This is a genomic window from Pseudomonas sp. Emmai (genome assembly GCF_055179735.1).
Genome location: NZ_CM143685.1, coordinates 2,172,804 through 2,186,889 on the forward strand (window position 1 = coordinate 2,172,804; position 14,086 = coordinate 2,186,889).

Consider the following 14,086-nt stretch of genomic DNA (forward strand, 5'->3'; position numbering starts at 1 on the left):
TCTCTCAAGGCCCCTTGGCATAACTGCCAAGGGGCCTTTTGCATTCCTGTAGGAGCAAGGCTTGCCCGCGATGGCGATCCCGAGCACGCCGTCGCGGGCAAGCCTTGCTCCTACAGATGCAAAGCAGGCTAATTATTTTGTTCTAGAAATTGGCGAAACCGTCATGTCGTTCTAATACTAAGGTCGTCTGGAAGCCGTCCCGCAGCCGCATAAAGTGGCTACGTTCTAACAATAATTTGTGCTGCGAGGATAAAAACAATGAACGACAGCATTTACCTCTCGATTCAAAACAGCCCGCGCTTCAAGGAGCTGGTTAGTAAACGAGAAAAGTTCGCCTGGATTCTATCGGCGATCATGCTTGGGCTTTACTCCGGATTCATCCTTTTGATTGCTTACGGGCCGCATATTCTGGGGGCGAAAATCAGCCCTGAATCTTCGATTACCTGGGGGATACCGATTGGTGTCGGGCTGATTCTCTCGGCCTTTATCCTGACTGCAATCTACGTACGACGCGCCAATGGCGAATTCGACGACCTGAACAATGCGATTCTCAAGGAGGCTCAGCAATGATCCGGCGTCTAATGGCTCTATTGAGCATCGCAGCCTTCGCACCAGGCGCCTGGGCGTCTGAAGCCCTGACCGGCGAAGTGCACAAACAACCGCTCAACGTGTCCGCGATCCTGATGTTCGTGGCGTTTGTCGGTTTGACCCTGTGCATCACCTACTGGGCCTCCAAGCGCAACAACTCGGCGGCCGACTACTACGCGGCCGGCGGCAAGATCACCGGTTTCCAGAACGGCCTGGCGATTGCCGGTGACTACATGTCGGCGGCGTCCTTCCTGGGGATTTCCGCGCTGGTGTTTACCTCTGGCTACGACGGTCTGATCTACTCGATCGGCTTCCTGGTGGGCTGGCCGATCATCCTGTTTCTGATCGCCGAGCGCCTGCGTAACCTGGGTAAATACACTTTTGCCGACGTGGCGTCTTACCGCCTCGGGCAAACCCAGATCCGCACACTGTCCGCCTGCGGTTCGCTGGTGGTGGTGGCGTTCTATCTGATCGCGCAAATGGTCGGTGCCGGCAAGCTGATCCAGCTGCTGTTCGGTCTCGACTACTACGTCGCGGTGATCCTGGTCGGTATCCTGATGTGCATGTACGTGCTGTTCGGCGGCATGCTGGCGACGACTTGGGTGCAGATCATCAAGGCTGTGTTGTTGCTGTCCGGTGCCACGTTCATGGCGCTGATGGTGATGAAGCACGTCAACTTCGACTTCAGCCAGCTGTTTTCCGAGGCGATCAAGGTTCACCCTAAAGGTGAAGCGATCATGAGCCCGGGCGGCTTGGTGAAAGACCCGGTCTCGGCGTTCTCCCTTGGCCTGGCACTGATGTTCGGTACCGCGGGCCTGCCGCACATCCTGATGCGCTTCTTCACCGTGAGTGATGCAAAAGAAGCGCGCAAGAGCGTGTTGTATGCAACTGGCTTCATCGGCTACTTCTACATCCTGACGTTCATCATCGGCTTCGGCGCGATCTTGCTGGTCAGCACTAACCCTGCGTTTAAAGATGCGGCTGGCGCGCTGTTGGGCGGCAACAACATGGCGGCGGTGCACCTGGCTAACGCGGTGGGTGGCAGTATCTTCCTGGGCTTCATTTCGGCAGTCGCGTTCGCGACCATTCTGGCTGTAGTGGCTGGTCTGACGCTGGCCGGCGCTACGGCGGTGTCTCATGACCTGTACGCCAGTGTGATCAAGAAGGGTAAAGCCAACGACAAGGATGAGATCCGCGTTTCGAAAATCACCACCGTCTGCCTGGGTGTGTTGGCGATCGGCTTGGGCATTCTGTTCGAAAGCCAGAACATTGCGTTCATGGTAGGCCTGGCGTTCTCCATCGCGGCGAGCTGTAACTTCCCGGTGCTGTTGCTTTCCATGTACTGGAAGAAACTGACCACGCGCGGTGCGATGATTGGTGGCTGGTTGGGCCTGATCAGTGCCGTGGGCTTGATGGTGCTTGGGCCGACCATTTGGGTGCAGATTCTGCATCATGAGAAGGCGATCTTCCCTTACGAGTATCCGGCGTTGTTCTCGATGGCGATTGCGTTTATCGGGATCTGGTTCTTCTCGATCACTGACAAGTCGACTGCGGCTGACAATGAGCGGGCGTTGTTCTTCCCTCAGTTTGTTCGTTCGCAGACTGGGTTGGGGGCGAGTGGGGCGGTTTCGCACTAAGGCTTTTATATAAGCTGCGTTGAATGGAAATGCCCTGGTCGAGAGATTGGGGCATTTTTTTGGTTTGGTTTTGTGCTTTTGTAGGAGCGAGGCTTGCCCGCGAAGGCGGCCTCATTGCCAGCCGGGATTTTTGATGGTGTACATATCCATTCCTGCGGTAACGGCCACTTATGGTTTCGCCCTTACGGCGAGTCACTTTGGAAGAGCCTGCGCGGCCCGGCGCAAAGTAACCAAAACGCTTTCGCCCCTGACGTACGGTGCCTCGCCTGGGCTCGGCATGCCCTCACTCCGGTCCTGCTCCGTGGGCCCGCCGCCATCGGCCATTCATGGCCGGGGGCGGCTACCGCGGCATCCCTGCCGCGGTGCCCGCTGCGCAGAACCTGCGTTCGGCCTTCCGACGGGGCAGATCAAGATCAAAAGCCAAAACAAGATCAAAAGCTTCGCGGGCAAGCCTCGCTCCTACAGGGATTTGTTTCTGTGATCGTTCCCATGCTCCGCGTGGGAATGCCGCCGGGGACGCTCTGCGTTCCGCTGTCGACGCGAGTCTTGAGTCCTGCGCAATGGTGACGCGAAGCGTCACGGGATGCATTCCCACGCGGAGCGTGGGAACGATCAGTAGCTGGCGTACGCGCACAACCCCCGAGCCAGGCCGGCCGGCAGGCCGCCTCGCGGTGCGATGCAGGCCCCCTCGGGAGGCCGGAGCGAGGGCATGCCGAGCCTGGGCGAGGCACCGAACGAAAGGGGCAAAAGCGCTTTGGTTACTTTCGCGCTTTTCGAAAGTGACTCGCTGTAAGAGCGAAACCAATAGTCGCCGTTACCGAAGGAATGGATATGCACACAACCCAAACAAACAAAAACGGCCTCAAAAATAGAGGCCGTTCCCGGTGCAACTTAAAGACGTTATCGCAAGACAACTCTTATTTGCGGTCTTCCAGCTTGGTGATATCACGCGACTCGTAGCCGGTATACAACTGGCGCGGACGGCCAATCTTGTACGGGCTGGAGAGCATTTCTTTCCAGTGGGAGATCCAGCCCACGGTCCGCGCCAAAGCGAAGATCACGGTAAACATGCTGGTCGGAATGCCAATCGCCTTGAGGATAATCCCCGAGTAGAAGTCGACGTTCGGGTACAGCGAGCGCTCGATGAAGTACGGATCGGTCAGGGCGATCTCTTCCAGGCGCATGGCCAGTTCGAGTTGCGGATCGTTGTTGATCCCCAGTTCCTTCAGTACTTCGTCGCAGGTCTGCTTCATGACGGTAGCGCGTGGGTCGCGGTTTTTGTAAACCCGGTGACCGAAGCCCATCAATTTGAATGGATCGTTCTTGTCCTTGGCCTTGGCGATGAACTTGTCGATGTTCGACACATCGCCAATTTCGTCCAGCATGGTCAGGACCGCTTCGTTCGCGCCGCCGTGGGCAGGGCCCCACAGTGCAGCGATACCGGCGGCAATACAGGCGAACGGGTTGGCACCCGAAGAACCGGCCAGGCGTACGGTCGAAGTCGATGCGTTCTGCTCGTGGTCGGCATGGAGGATGAAGATCCGGTCCATGGCCTTGGCGAGTACCGGGCTGATCGGTTTGATCTCGCACGGGGTGTTGAACATCATGTGCAGGAAGTTTTCCGCGTACGTCAGGTCGTTGCGCGGGTACATCATGGGTTGGCCCATGGAGTACTTGTAAACCATCGCTGCCAGGGTCGGCATCTTGGCAACCAGGCGGATCGCGGAAATTTCGCGATGCTGCGGGTTATTGATGTCCAGGGAGTCGTGGTAGAAGGCCGAGAGGGCGCCGACTACACCGCACATGACGGCCATTGGGTGGGCGTCGCGACGGAAGCCGTTGAAGAAGGTCTTCAACTGCTCGTGGACCATGGTGTGGTTCTTCACGGTGCTGACGAACTGGGCCTTCTGTTCTGCGGTCGGCAGTTCGCCGTTGAGCAGCAGGTAGCAGGTTTCCAGGTAGTCCGACTTTTCAGCCAGCTGTTCGATCGGGTAGCCGCGGTGCAGCAGGATGCCGTTGTCGCCGTCGATATAGGTGATCTTCGACTCGCAGGAGGCGGTCGACATGAAGCCAGGGTCAAAGGTGAAACGGCCCGTGGCCGTCAGGCCCCGAACATCAATTACATCGGGACCAACGGTGCCGGTTAAAATGGGCAGCTCGACGGGGGCTGCGCCCTCGATGATCAACTGCGCTTTTTTGTCAGCCATGTGGCCTCCTATTTATGCTTGAAATCATCAGACAGACCCCCCACGCAGGGCCCGCACCACTATAGTGAGATAAATTCGAATGTCAATTTGCCTAAAGTCTTGCTCCAGAAGGCTTTAACCGGACTTTTTCCTCGAAATTACCTGCCGTTTACGCCTTTTATCCGACTTGTGCAATGAGCTATTAGGGGAAGGTGATTGCGTTGTCATTAGTAGCCTAACTGTCTATACTCGGCCACCGACCGCCAGGGGCTTTTGGGCCCGCTTCGCTGGGGGTCGCATCCCTGGGTGGTGGTTACCTGACCAGTGCACTCCCCAACAACTTTGCCCTGATTGTTAGGGGCTCTTCAGTGTGAAAAAAGCCGTGAAAAGCCAACGACCTGTAAACCTAGACCTAAGGACCATCAAACTCCCCATCACCGGCGTTACGTCGTTTCTTCACCGTGTTTCCGGCATCATCCTCTTCCTGGGCATTGGCTTCATGCTGTACGCATTGAGCAAATCCTTGGGTTCCGAGGAAGGTTTTGCCGACGTGAAGGCAACCTTGACCAGCCCGCTGGCCAAGTTCGTAGCATGGGGCCTCCTGTCCGCTCTGCTGTATCACCTGGTAGCCGGTGTGCGCCACTTGATCATGGACATGGGCATCGGTGAGACGCTGGAAGGCGGCAAGCTGGGCTCGAAAATCATTATCGCCGTGTCTGCGGTGTTGATCGTTCTGGCGGGAGTTTGGATATGGTAACCAGCGTTACGAACCTGTCGCGTTCAGGCCTCTATGACTGGATGGCACAGCGTGTGTCTGCGGTTGTTCTCGCGGCTTATTTCATCTTCCTGATCGGATACCTCGCAACCCACCCTGGCATTGGCTACGTCCAATGGCATGAGCTGTTTGCAAGCAACGGAATGCGTATCTTCAGTCTGCTGGCCCTGGTGGCCCTGGGCGCACACGCCTGGGTTGGCATGTGGACCATCGCGACCGACTACCTGACGCCGATGGCGCTGGGCAAGTCCGCGACTGCAGTACGTTTCCTCTTCCAGGCAGTATGCGGCGTTGCGATGTTCGCCTACTTCGTCTGGGGTGTGCAGATTCTTTGGGGTATCTGATTCATGTCTACTACAGTTAATACGCTTTCGTTCGACGCCATTATTATTGGCGGCGGCGGTGCCGGCATGCGCGCTGCGCTGCAACTGGCACAAGGTGGTCACAAGACTGCCGTGGTAACCAAGGTTTTCCCGACTCGCTCGCACACCGTATCCGCCCAGGGTGGCATCACCTGCGCCATCGCCTCGGCCGATCCGAACGATGACTGGCGCTGGCACATGTACGATACCGTCAAGGGTTCCGACTATATCGGTGACCAGGACGCTATCGAATACATGTGTTCCGTAGGCCCGGAAGCGGTTTTCGAGCTCGAGCACATGGGCTTGCCGTTCTCCCGTACCGAACAAGGCCGCATCTACCAGCGTCCGTTCGGCGGTCAGTCGAAAGACTTCGGTAAAGGTGGCCAGGCTGCCCGTACCTGCGCTGCTGCCGACCGTACCGGTCACGCACTGCTGCACACCCTGTACCAGGCCAACCTCAAGGCCGGCACCGTATTCCTCAACGAATACTATGGCGTCGACCTGGTGAAGAACGAAGATGGTGCCTTTGTCGGCATGATCGTCATCTGCATCGAAACTGGCGAAACCTCCTACGTCCGCGCGAACGCCACCGTATTGGCGACCGGCGGTGCAGGCCGTATCTACTCGTCCACCACCAATGCCCTGATCAACACCGGTGACGGCGTCGGCATGGCCCTGCGTGCAGGCGTGCCGGTACAAGACATCGAAATGTGGCAGTTCCACCCGACCGGCATCGCCGGCGCCGGTGTACTGGTTACAGAAGGCTGCCGTGGTGAAGGCGGTTACCTGATCAACAAGCACGGCGAGCGTTTCATGGAGCGTTATGCTCCGAACGCCAAAGACTTGGCTGGTCGTGACGTAGTGGCTCGCTCGATGGTTAAAGAAATCATCGCCGGCAACGGTTGCGGTCCGGATGGCGACCACGTAATGCTGAAACTCGATCACCTCGGTGAAGAAGTTCTGCACAGCCGTCTGCCAGGCATCATGGAACTGTCCAAGACCTTCGCCCACGTCGATCCAGCCGTGTCGCCGATCCCGGTCGTTCCGACCTGCCACTATATGATGGGCGGCGTGCCGACCAACATTCATGGCCAGGCGATCACCCAGGACGCTGAAGGCGTAGACCAGATCATCCCGGGCCTGTTCGCTGTTGGCGAAGTGGCTTGCGTATCGGTTCACGGTGCCAACCGTCTGGGCGGCAACTCGCTGCTCGACCTGGTGGTATTCGGTCGCGCTGCCGGCCTGTTCCTGGAACAGACCCTGAAAGAAGGCGTCGACTACGCTCGCCCACGCCAGTCCGACATCGACGCTGCCCTGGCACGTCTCGATGGCCTGAACTCGCGGACCGAAGGCGAAGACGTCGCTACCCTGCGTAAAGAACTGCAAAGCTGCATGCAGAACTACTTCGGTGTATTCCGTACCGGCGAATACATGCAGAAGGGTATTGCCCAGCTCGCTGACCTGCGTGGCCGTATCGCCAACGTCAAGATCAACGACAAGAGCCAGGCGTTCAACACCGCCCGTATCGAAGCGCTGGAACTGCAAAACCTGCTGGAAGTGGCCGAAGCCACCGCCATCGCTGCAGAAATCCGCAAAGAGTCCCGCGGCGCTCACGCCCGTGAAGACTACGAAGACCGCGACGACGAAAACTGGCTGTGCCACACCCTGTACTTCCCGGGTGACAAGCGCGTAACCAAGCGTGCCGTGAACTTCTCGCCGAAGACTGTTCCGACTTTTGAACCTAAGATTCGGACTTATTAAGGGTGGCTGCCATGTTGAAAGTCAGTGTTTATCGCTACAACCCTGATCAGGACGCCGCGCCGTTCATGCAGGAATTCCAGGTCGATACCGGTGGTAAAGACCTGATGGTGCTGGACGTGCTGGCCCTGATCAAAGAGCAGGACGAGGGTTTCTCCTATCGTCGCTCTTGCCGTGAAGGTGTTTGCGGTTCCGACGGCATGAACATCAACGGCAAAAACGGCCTGGCGTGCGTCACGCCGCTGTCCGCTGTCGTAAAAGGTAACAAGCTGATCGTTCGTCCGCTGCCAGGTTTGCCGGTTATCCGTGACCTGGTCGTCGATATGAGCATCTTCTACAAGCAATACGAGAAGGTGAAGCCATTCCTGCAGAACGACACGCCGGCTCCGGCCATCGAACGTCTGCAGACCCCGGAAGAGCGTGAAAAGCTCGATGGTCTGTACGAGTGCATCCTGTGCGCTTGCTGCTCGACCTCTTGCCCGTCCTTCTGGTGGAACCCGGACAAGTTCCTGGGTCCAGCTGCCCTGCTGCAAGCGTACCGCTTCCTGGCAGACAGCCGTGACACCCAGACTGCCGAGCGTCTGTCTTCGCTGGATGACCCGTTCAGCGTATTCCGCTGCCGCGGGATCATGAACTGCGTCAACGTCTGTCCGAAAGGCCTGAACCCGACTAAGGCCATCGGTCACATACGTAACATGCTGCTGCAAAGCGGCGTGTGATACAGGCTGTAACTGCAGGACCGTTGTACCCGTAGATGCTACGGCGCAGGCTTCAACCGGCGCCGTAGTTTTAACCTGGGCAGCAGCCCATAAAGCTGCGGCTCTTATTTTGAAGAAATGAGACAAGCAGGGGCATCCGGGCTGGTACCCGGACTATCAGCGTGATCCTAAGTGGCTTGTTTTGGTCGCTGCATTCGGACTTCTGCAAGTTTGCTCGGTGTCGACGCCGGTGGTGTTCCCCTAACCGAGGGTGACCAAGCATGCAAGAAAGCGTGATGCAGCGCATGTGGAACAGCGCCTACCTATCCGGTAGTAACGCTGCCTATGTGGAAGAGCTCTATGAGCTCTACCTGCACGACCCTAACGCTGTGCCAGAAGAGTGGCGCACCTACTTTCAGAAGTTGCCTGCTGACGGCAACACTGCCACCGATGTTTCGCACTCCACAATTCGCGATCATTTCGTCTTGCTGGCAAAGAACCAGCGCCGCGCCCAACCGGTTTCCGCCGGGAGCGTGAGCAGTGAGCACGAGAAGAAGCAAGTTGAAGTGCTGCGATTGATCCAGGCCTACCGTATGCGTGGCCACCAGGCAGCCCAGCTTGACCCGCTGGGGCTGTGGCAGCGTCCTGCACCTGCAGACCTGTCAATCAATCATTACGGCTTGACCAATGCCGATCTTGATACGACCTTCCGTGCCGGCGACCTGTTCATCGGCAAAGAGGAGGCGAGCCTACGCGAAATTCACGAAGCGTTGCAGCAGACATATTGCCGCACCATCGGCGCTGAATTCACGCACATCACCGATTCCGAGCAGCGTCACTGGTTCCAGCAGCGTCTGGAAAGCGTGCGTGGTCGTCCGACGTACTCCGCCGACATCAAGAGCCACCTGCTCGAACGCGTCACTGCCGGCGAAGGTCTGGAAAAATACCTGGGCACCAAATACCCGGGTACCAAGCGTTTCGGCCTGGAAGGCGGCGAGAGCCTGATTCCGATGCTCGACGAGCTGATCCAGCGTTCCGGTTCCTACGGCACCAAGGAAATCGTGATCGGCATGGCCCACCGTGGCCGTCTCAACGTACTGGTCAACACCTTCGGCAAGAACCCGCGCGAGCTGTTCGACGAGTTCGAAGGCAAGAAGAAGGTCGAGCTGGGTTCCGGTGACGTTAAATATCACCAGGGCTTCTCGTCCAACGTCATGACCACCGGCGGTGAAGTTCACCTGGCCATGGCCTTCAACCCATCCCACCTGGAAATCGTTTCTCCAGTGGTCGAGGGTTCGGTCCGTGCCCGTCAGGATCGTCGTAACGACCCTACCGGTGAAAAAGTCCTGCCGATCTCCATCCACGGTGACGCTGCATTCGCAGGTCAGGGCGTGGTGATGGAAACCTTCCAGATGTCGCAGACCCGCGGTTTCAAAACCGGCGGCACCGTGCACATCGTGATCAACAACCAGGTTGGTTTTACCATCAGCAACCCGCTGGACTCGCGTTCCACCGAGTACGCCACCGACGTTGCGAAAATGATCCAGGCGCCGATCCTCCATGTGAATGGTGATGATCCGGAAGCCGTATTGTTCGTGACCCAGCTGGCCATCGACTACCGCATGCAGTTCAAGCGTGACGTGGTAATCGACCTGGTCTGCTACCGTCGTCGCGGCCACAACGAAGCTGACGAGCCGAGCGGCACCCAGCCTCTGATGTACCAGCAGATCACCAAGCAGCGCACCACCCGTGAGCTGTACGCCGAACGCCTGACCCAGGCCGGTGTGGTTGATGATGCGCGCGTACAGGCCAAGATCGACGAATACCGCAACGCGCTGGACAACGGTCTGCATGTTGTGAAAAGCCTGGTCAAAGAGCCGAACAAAGAGTTGTTCGTGGACTGGCGTCCGTACCTGGGCCACGCCTGGACTGCACGTCACGACACGCGTTTCGACCTGAAAACCTTGCAGGAACTGTCCGCCAAGCTGCTGGAAATCCCGGAAGGCTTCGTGGTTCAGCGCCAGGTCTCGAAAATCTACGAAGACCGTCAGAAGATGCAAGTCGGCGGCCTGCCGATCAACTGGGGTTACGCCGAAACCATGGCGTACGCGACCCTGGCGTTCGAAGGTCACCCGATCCGCATGACGGGCCAGGACATCGGCCGCGGTACGTTCTCGCACCGTCATGCCGTGTTGCACAACCAGAAAGACGCCGGCAGCTACATCCCGCTGCAGAACCTGTACAAAGGCCAGCCACGTTTCGACTTGTACGATTCGTTCCTGTCCGAAGAAGCGGTTCTGGCGTTCGAATACGGTTATTCGACCACCACGCCTGAGGCGCTGGTGATCTGGGAAGCCCAGTTCGGCGATTTCGCCAACGGTGCCCAGGTGGTTATCGACCAGTTCATCACCAGTGGCGAACACAAGTGGGGCCGTCTCTGCGGTCTGACCATGCTGTTGCCGCACGGTTATGAAGGTCAGGGTCCGGAGCACTCTTCGGCACGTCTGGAGCGTTACCTGCAACTGTGCGCCGAGCACAACATCCAGGTAGCAGTACCGACCACGCCGGCCCAGATCTACCACTTGCTGCGTCGTCAGGTGATCCGCCCGCTGCGCAAGCCATTGATCGTGCTGACTCCGAAGTCGCTGTTGCGTCACAAGCTCGCCATATCGACCCTGGAAGATCTGGCCGAAGGTTCGTTCCAGACCGTTATCCCGGAAATCGATGCCCTGGACCCGAAAAAGGTCGAGCGCATTGTTCTGTGTAGCGGCAAGGTCTACTACGACCTGCTGGAAAAACGCCGTGCCGAAGGTCGTGATGACATCGCCATCGTGCGTATCGAGCAGCTGTACCCATTCCCTGAGGACGACTTGAACGAAGTCCTGGCTCCGTACACCAACCTCAAACATATCGTTTGGTGTCAGGAAGAGCCGATGAACCAGGGTGCCTGGTACTGCAGCCAACACCACATGCGCCGCATCGTGGGCAATCACAACAAGGCACTCGTTCTCGAGTACGCCGGTCGTGATGCTTCTGCTGCACCGGCTTGTGGTTATGCATCGATGCACGCTGAGCAGCAGGAAAAACTGTTGCAAGACGCCTTTACTGTTTAACGCCTTCGCGCACCTGAAACCGAATTTAAGGACCCACAGATAATGGCTATCGAAATCAAAGCCCCCACTTTCCCGGAATCGGTTGCCGATGGCACCGTTGCCACCTGGCACAAAAAACCAGGCGACGCCGTCAAGCGTGATGACCTGATCGTCGATATCGAAACCGACAAAGTGGTACTGGAAGTGTTGGCCACCGCTGACGGCGTGCTGGGCGCTATCGTCAAGAACGAAGGCGACACCGTTCTGTCCGACGAAGTCCTGGGCTCGATCGAAGAGGGCGGCGCTGCTGCTGCCGCTCCGGCTGCTGCCGCTGCTCCTGCCGCCGCACAAGCTGCTGCCCCGGCCGCTGAAGGCGAAGACGATCCTGTTGCTGCACCGGCTGCTCGCAAGCTGGCTGAAGAAAACGGCATCAACATCGCTTCCGTTGCCGGTACTGGCAAAGGCGGTCGTGTGACCAAGGAAGACGTCGTCGCTGCTGTTGCTGCCAAGAAAGCCGCTCCGGCCGCCGCACCTGCCAAGGCTGCTGCCCCGGCTGGCGCTGCGCCTGTGTTCGCCGCTGGCGACCGCATCGAGAAGCGCGTACCGATGACCCGCGTGCGGGCCACCGTTGCCAAGCGTCTGGTCGAAGCCCAGTCGAACATGGCGATGCTGACTACTTTCAACGAAGTCGACATGACCGAAGTCATGGCCCTGCGTTCGAAGTACAAGGATCTGTTCGAGAAGTCCCATAACGGCGTACGCCTGGGCTTCATGTCGTTCTTCGTTAAAGCAGCCACCGAAGCGCTGAAACGCTTCCCGGCTGTCAACGCGTCGATCGACGGTGCTGACATCGTTTACCACGGCTACGCCGACGTCGGTGTGGCTGTTTCCAGCGACCGTGGCCTGGTTGTACCGGTCCTGCGTAACGCTGAACTGATGAGCCTGGCTGAAATCGAAGGCGGCATCGCCGCTTTCGGCAAGAAGGCTCGCGACGGCAAGCTGTCGATGGACGAAATGACCGGTGGTACGTTCACCATCACCAACGGTGGTACCTTCGGTTCGATGATGTCGACCCCGATCGTCAACCCGCCGCAAGCGGCCATCCTGGGCATGCACAACATTCTGCAGCGTCCTATGGCGATCAACGGTCAGGTCGTTATCCGTCCGATGATGTACCTGGCTCTGTCCTACGATCACCGTCTGATCGATGGCAAAGAAGCTGTGACCTTCCTGGTTACCATCAAGAACCTGCTGGAAGACCCGGCTCGTCTCCTTCTGGATATCTGATAGAGAAGCAGCGGCAAGCTTCAAGCTACAAGCTGAAAGAAAAACAGCTTGGCTTGAGGTTTGTCGTATCGCATACGGCTATGAGCTGCAAGCTAAAGGCTGCAAGGTACATGCAGCTTGGCTTGCCGCTTGAAGCTTGAAGCTTGAAGCTAAAAGAGGATTCTTTTACATGTCGCAGAAATTTGACGTAGTAGTGATCGGTGCGGGCCCTGGCGGCTACGTGGCTGCCATCAAAGCAGCGCAACTGGGTCTCAGCACTGCCTGCATCGAGAAATACACCGACAAGGAAGGCAAACTGGCTCTGGGCGGTACTTGCCTGAACGTCGGCTGCATTCCTTCCAAGGCGCTGCTGGACAGCTCCTGGAAATACAAGGAAGCCAAAGAAGGCTTCGCGATCCACGGTATCAATCACGCTGGCGTGACCATGGACGTGGCGGCAATGGTTGGCCGTAAAGCCAACATCGTCAAAGGCCTGACCTCTGGCGTTGCCACCTTGTTCAAGGCCAACGGCGTTACTTCCCTGCAAGGCCACGGCAAACTGCTGGCCGGCAAGAAAGTCGAGCTGACCAAGCCAGACGGCACCGTTGAAATCATCGAAGCCGAGAACGTGATCCTGGCTTCCGGTTCGCGTCCGATCGACATTCCACCGGCTCCGGTTGACCAGAACGTGATCGTCGATTCGACCGGTGCTCTGGAATTCTCGGCCGTACCTAAGCGTCTGGGCGTGATCGGCGCTGGCGTGATCGGTCTGGAACTGGGTTCGGTATGGTCCCGCCTGGGCGCTGAAGTGACTGTTCTGGAAGCCCTGGAGAAGTTCCTGCCAGCGGCTGACGAAGCGGTTTCCAAGGAAGCCTACAAAACCCTGACCAAACAAGGTCTGGACATCAAACTGGGCGCTCGCGTTACCGGTTCCAAAGTGAATGGCGACGAAGTCGTTGTGAACTACACCGATGCCAACGGCGAACAGAACATCACGTTCGACAAGCTGATCGTTGCCGTTGGTCGCCGTCCGGTGACCACTGAGCTGCTGGCAGCTGACAGCGGTGTGAACATCGACGAACGTGGCTTCGTTTTCGTTGACGACCAGTGCGCTACCAGCGTTCCGGGCGTTTTCGCAATCGGTGACGTGGTTCGCGGCATGATGCTGGCGCACAAGGCGTCCGAAGAAGGCATCATGGTTGTAGAGCGCATCAAGGGCCACAAAGCCCAGATCAACTATGACCTGATCCCGTCTGTTATTTATACCCACCCGGAAATCGCGTGGGTCGGTAAAACCGAGCAAACCTTGAAAGCTGAAGGCGTTGAAGTTAACGTCGGCACTTTCCCGTTCGCAGCCAGTGGCCGTGCCATGGCAGCCAACGACACCGGCGGTTTCGTGAAAGTCATTGCTGATGCCAAGACTGACCGCGTACTGGGCGTCCACGTGATTGGCCCGAGCGCTGCAGAACTGGTTCAGCAGGGCGCGATCGGTATGGAATTCGGCACCAGTGCCGAAGACCTGGGCATGATGGTTTTCTCCCATCCGACCCTGTCCGAAGCCTTGCACGAAGCTGCTCTGGCAGTGAATGGCGGCGCCATTCACATCGCCAACCGCAAGAAGCGTTAAGACAAGACAATAAGAAACCACGGCGGAAGGCCCGTCGTGAGCCTTGCGTGCAAGACTCACCGCGGAATGTCCGCCGGACGCAGCCTTGCGTAGTCTC

The 14,086-nt window shown here is 57.9% G+C and carries 10 protein-coding genes; 9 read left to right on the top strand and 1 reads right to left on the bottom strand.

What is annotated here, in order from left to right; translation table 11 throughout:
* Window positions 1-258: 258 nt before the first annotated feature.
* Complete coding sequence (locus ACY4LX_RS09850) at window positions 259-570, top strand: DUF485 domain-containing protein (protein ID WP_008148580.1); 312 nt, start codon at window positions 259-261, stop codon at window positions 568-570.
* On the top strand, window positions 567-2,225 hold the full coding sequence (locus ACY4LX_RS09855; protein ID WP_149656974.1) for a cation acetate symporter: 1,659 nt from the start codon (window positions 567-569) through the stop codon (window positions 2,223-2,225). Before ACY4LX_RS09850 ends, ACY4LX_RS09855 begins: the two co-directional genes overlap by 4 nt.
* 917 nt (window positions 2,226-3,142) lie before the next feature.
* Here ACY4LX_RS09855 and gltA read toward each other — a convergent pair.
* A complete protein-coding gene (gltA, locus tag ACY4LX_RS09860; RefSeq protein ID WP_003222994.1) occupies window positions 3,143-4,432 on the bottom strand; it encodes a citrate synthase in 1,290 nt (429 codons plus the stop codon).
* 349 nt (window positions 4,433-4,781) lie between these two features.
* Here gltA and sdhC point away from each other — a divergent pair, with 349 nt between their 5' ends.
* The 7 genes from sdhC to lpdA all read left to right on the top strand — a co-directional run bounded on the left by sdhC (window position 4,782) and on the right by lpdA (window position 13,989).
* The gene (gene sdhC / locus ACY4LX_RS09865) at window positions 4,782-5,168 is read left to right on the top strand and encodes a succinate dehydrogenase, cytochrome b556 subunit (RefSeq protein WP_178076575.1); all 387 of its coding nucleotides are present in this window, start codon (window positions 4,782-4,784) and stop codon (window positions 5,166-5,168) included.
* Complete coding sequence (gene sdhD, locus ACY4LX_RS09870; RefSeq protein ID WP_133836530.1) at window positions 5,162-5,530, top strand: succinate dehydrogenase, hydrophobic membrane anchor protein; 369 nt, start codon at window positions 5,162-5,164, stop codon at window positions 5,528-5,530. The genes sdhC and sdhD overlap by 7 nt, the downstream gene beginning before the upstream one ends.
* A 3-nt stretch (window positions 5,531-5,533) precedes the next feature.
* Window positions 5,534-7,309 carry a succinate dehydrogenase flavoprotein subunit gene (sdhA, locus tag ACY4LX_RS09875; RefSeq protein ID WP_123510548.1) on the top strand — a complete coding sequence of 592 codons (1,776 nt, stop codon included), beginning with the start codon at window positions 5,534-5,536 and terminating at the stop codon, window positions 7,307-7,309.
* Window positions 7,310-7,320: 11 nt separating this feature from the next.
* On the top strand, window positions 7,321-8,025 hold the full coding sequence (locus tag ACY4LX_RS09880) for a succinate dehydrogenase iron-sulfur subunit (protein WP_149656973.1): 705 nt from the start codon (window positions 7,321-7,323) through the stop codon (window positions 8,023-8,025).
* A 260-nt stretch (window positions 8,026-8,285) separates the two neighbouring features.
* Window positions 8,286-11,117 carry a 2-oxoglutarate dehydrogenase E1 component gene (locus ACY4LX_RS09885; RefSeq protein WP_149656972.1) on the top strand — a complete coding sequence of 944 codons (2,832 nt, stop codon included), beginning with the start codon at window positions 8,286-8,288 and terminating at the stop codon, window positions 11,115-11,117.
* A gap of 42 nt (window positions 11,118-11,159) precedes the next feature.
* The gene (gene odhB, locus ACY4LX_RS09890) at window positions 11,160-12,383 is read left to right on the top strand and encodes a 2-oxoglutarate dehydrogenase complex dihydrolipoyllysine-residue succinyltransferase (RefSeq protein ID WP_149656971.1); all 1,224 of its coding nucleotides are present in this window, start codon (window positions 11,160-11,162) and stop codon (window positions 12,381-12,383) included.
* A gap of 169 nt (window positions 12,384-12,552) precedes the next feature.
* Entirely contained in the window at window positions 12,553-13,989 is a 1,437-nt protein-coding gene (lpdA, locus tag ACY4LX_RS09895; protein ID WP_463259786.1) for a dihydrolipoyl dehydrogenase, read from the top strand.
* Window positions 13,990-14,086: the final 97 nt, after the last annotated feature.

Excerpts from the sequence above, each read along its gene's own strand:
- ACY4LX_RS09885 (WP_149656972.1), top strand. The coding sequence starts at position 8,286 with ATGCAAGAAAGCGTGATGCAGCGCATGTGGAACAGCGCCTACCTATCC.
- ACY4LX_RS09880 (WP_149656973.1), top strand. The coding sequence starts at position 7,321 with ATGTTGAAAGTCAGTGTTTATCGCTACAACCCTGATCAGGACGCCGCG.
- gltA (WP_003222994.1), bottom strand. The coding sequence starts at position 4,432 with ATGGCTGACAAAAAAGCGCAGTTGATCATCGAGGGCGCAGCCCCCGTC.
- sdhA (WP_123510548.1), top strand. The coding sequence starts at position 5,534 with ATGTCTACTACAGTTAATACGCTTTCGTTCGACGCCATTATTATTGGC.
- ACY4LX_RS09855 (WP_149656974.1), top strand. The coding sequence starts at position 567 with ATGATCCGGCGTCTAATGGCTCTATTGAGCATCGCAGCCTTCGCACCA.
- lpdA (WP_463259786.1), top strand. The coding sequence starts at position 12,553 with ATGTCGCAGAAATTTGACGTAGTAGTGATCGGTGCGGGCCCTGGCGGC.
- odhB (WP_149656971.1), top strand. The coding sequence starts at position 11,160 with ATGGCTATCGAAATCAAAGCCCCCACTTTCCCGGAATCGGTTGCCGAT.
- sdhD (WP_133836530.1), top strand. The coding sequence starts at position 5,162 with ATGGTAACCAGCGTTACGAACCTGTCGCGTTCAGGCCTCTATGACTGG.
- ACY4LX_RS09850 (WP_008148580.1), top strand. The coding sequence starts at position 259 with ATGAACGACAGCATTTACCTCTCGATTCAAAACAGCCCGCGCTTCAAG.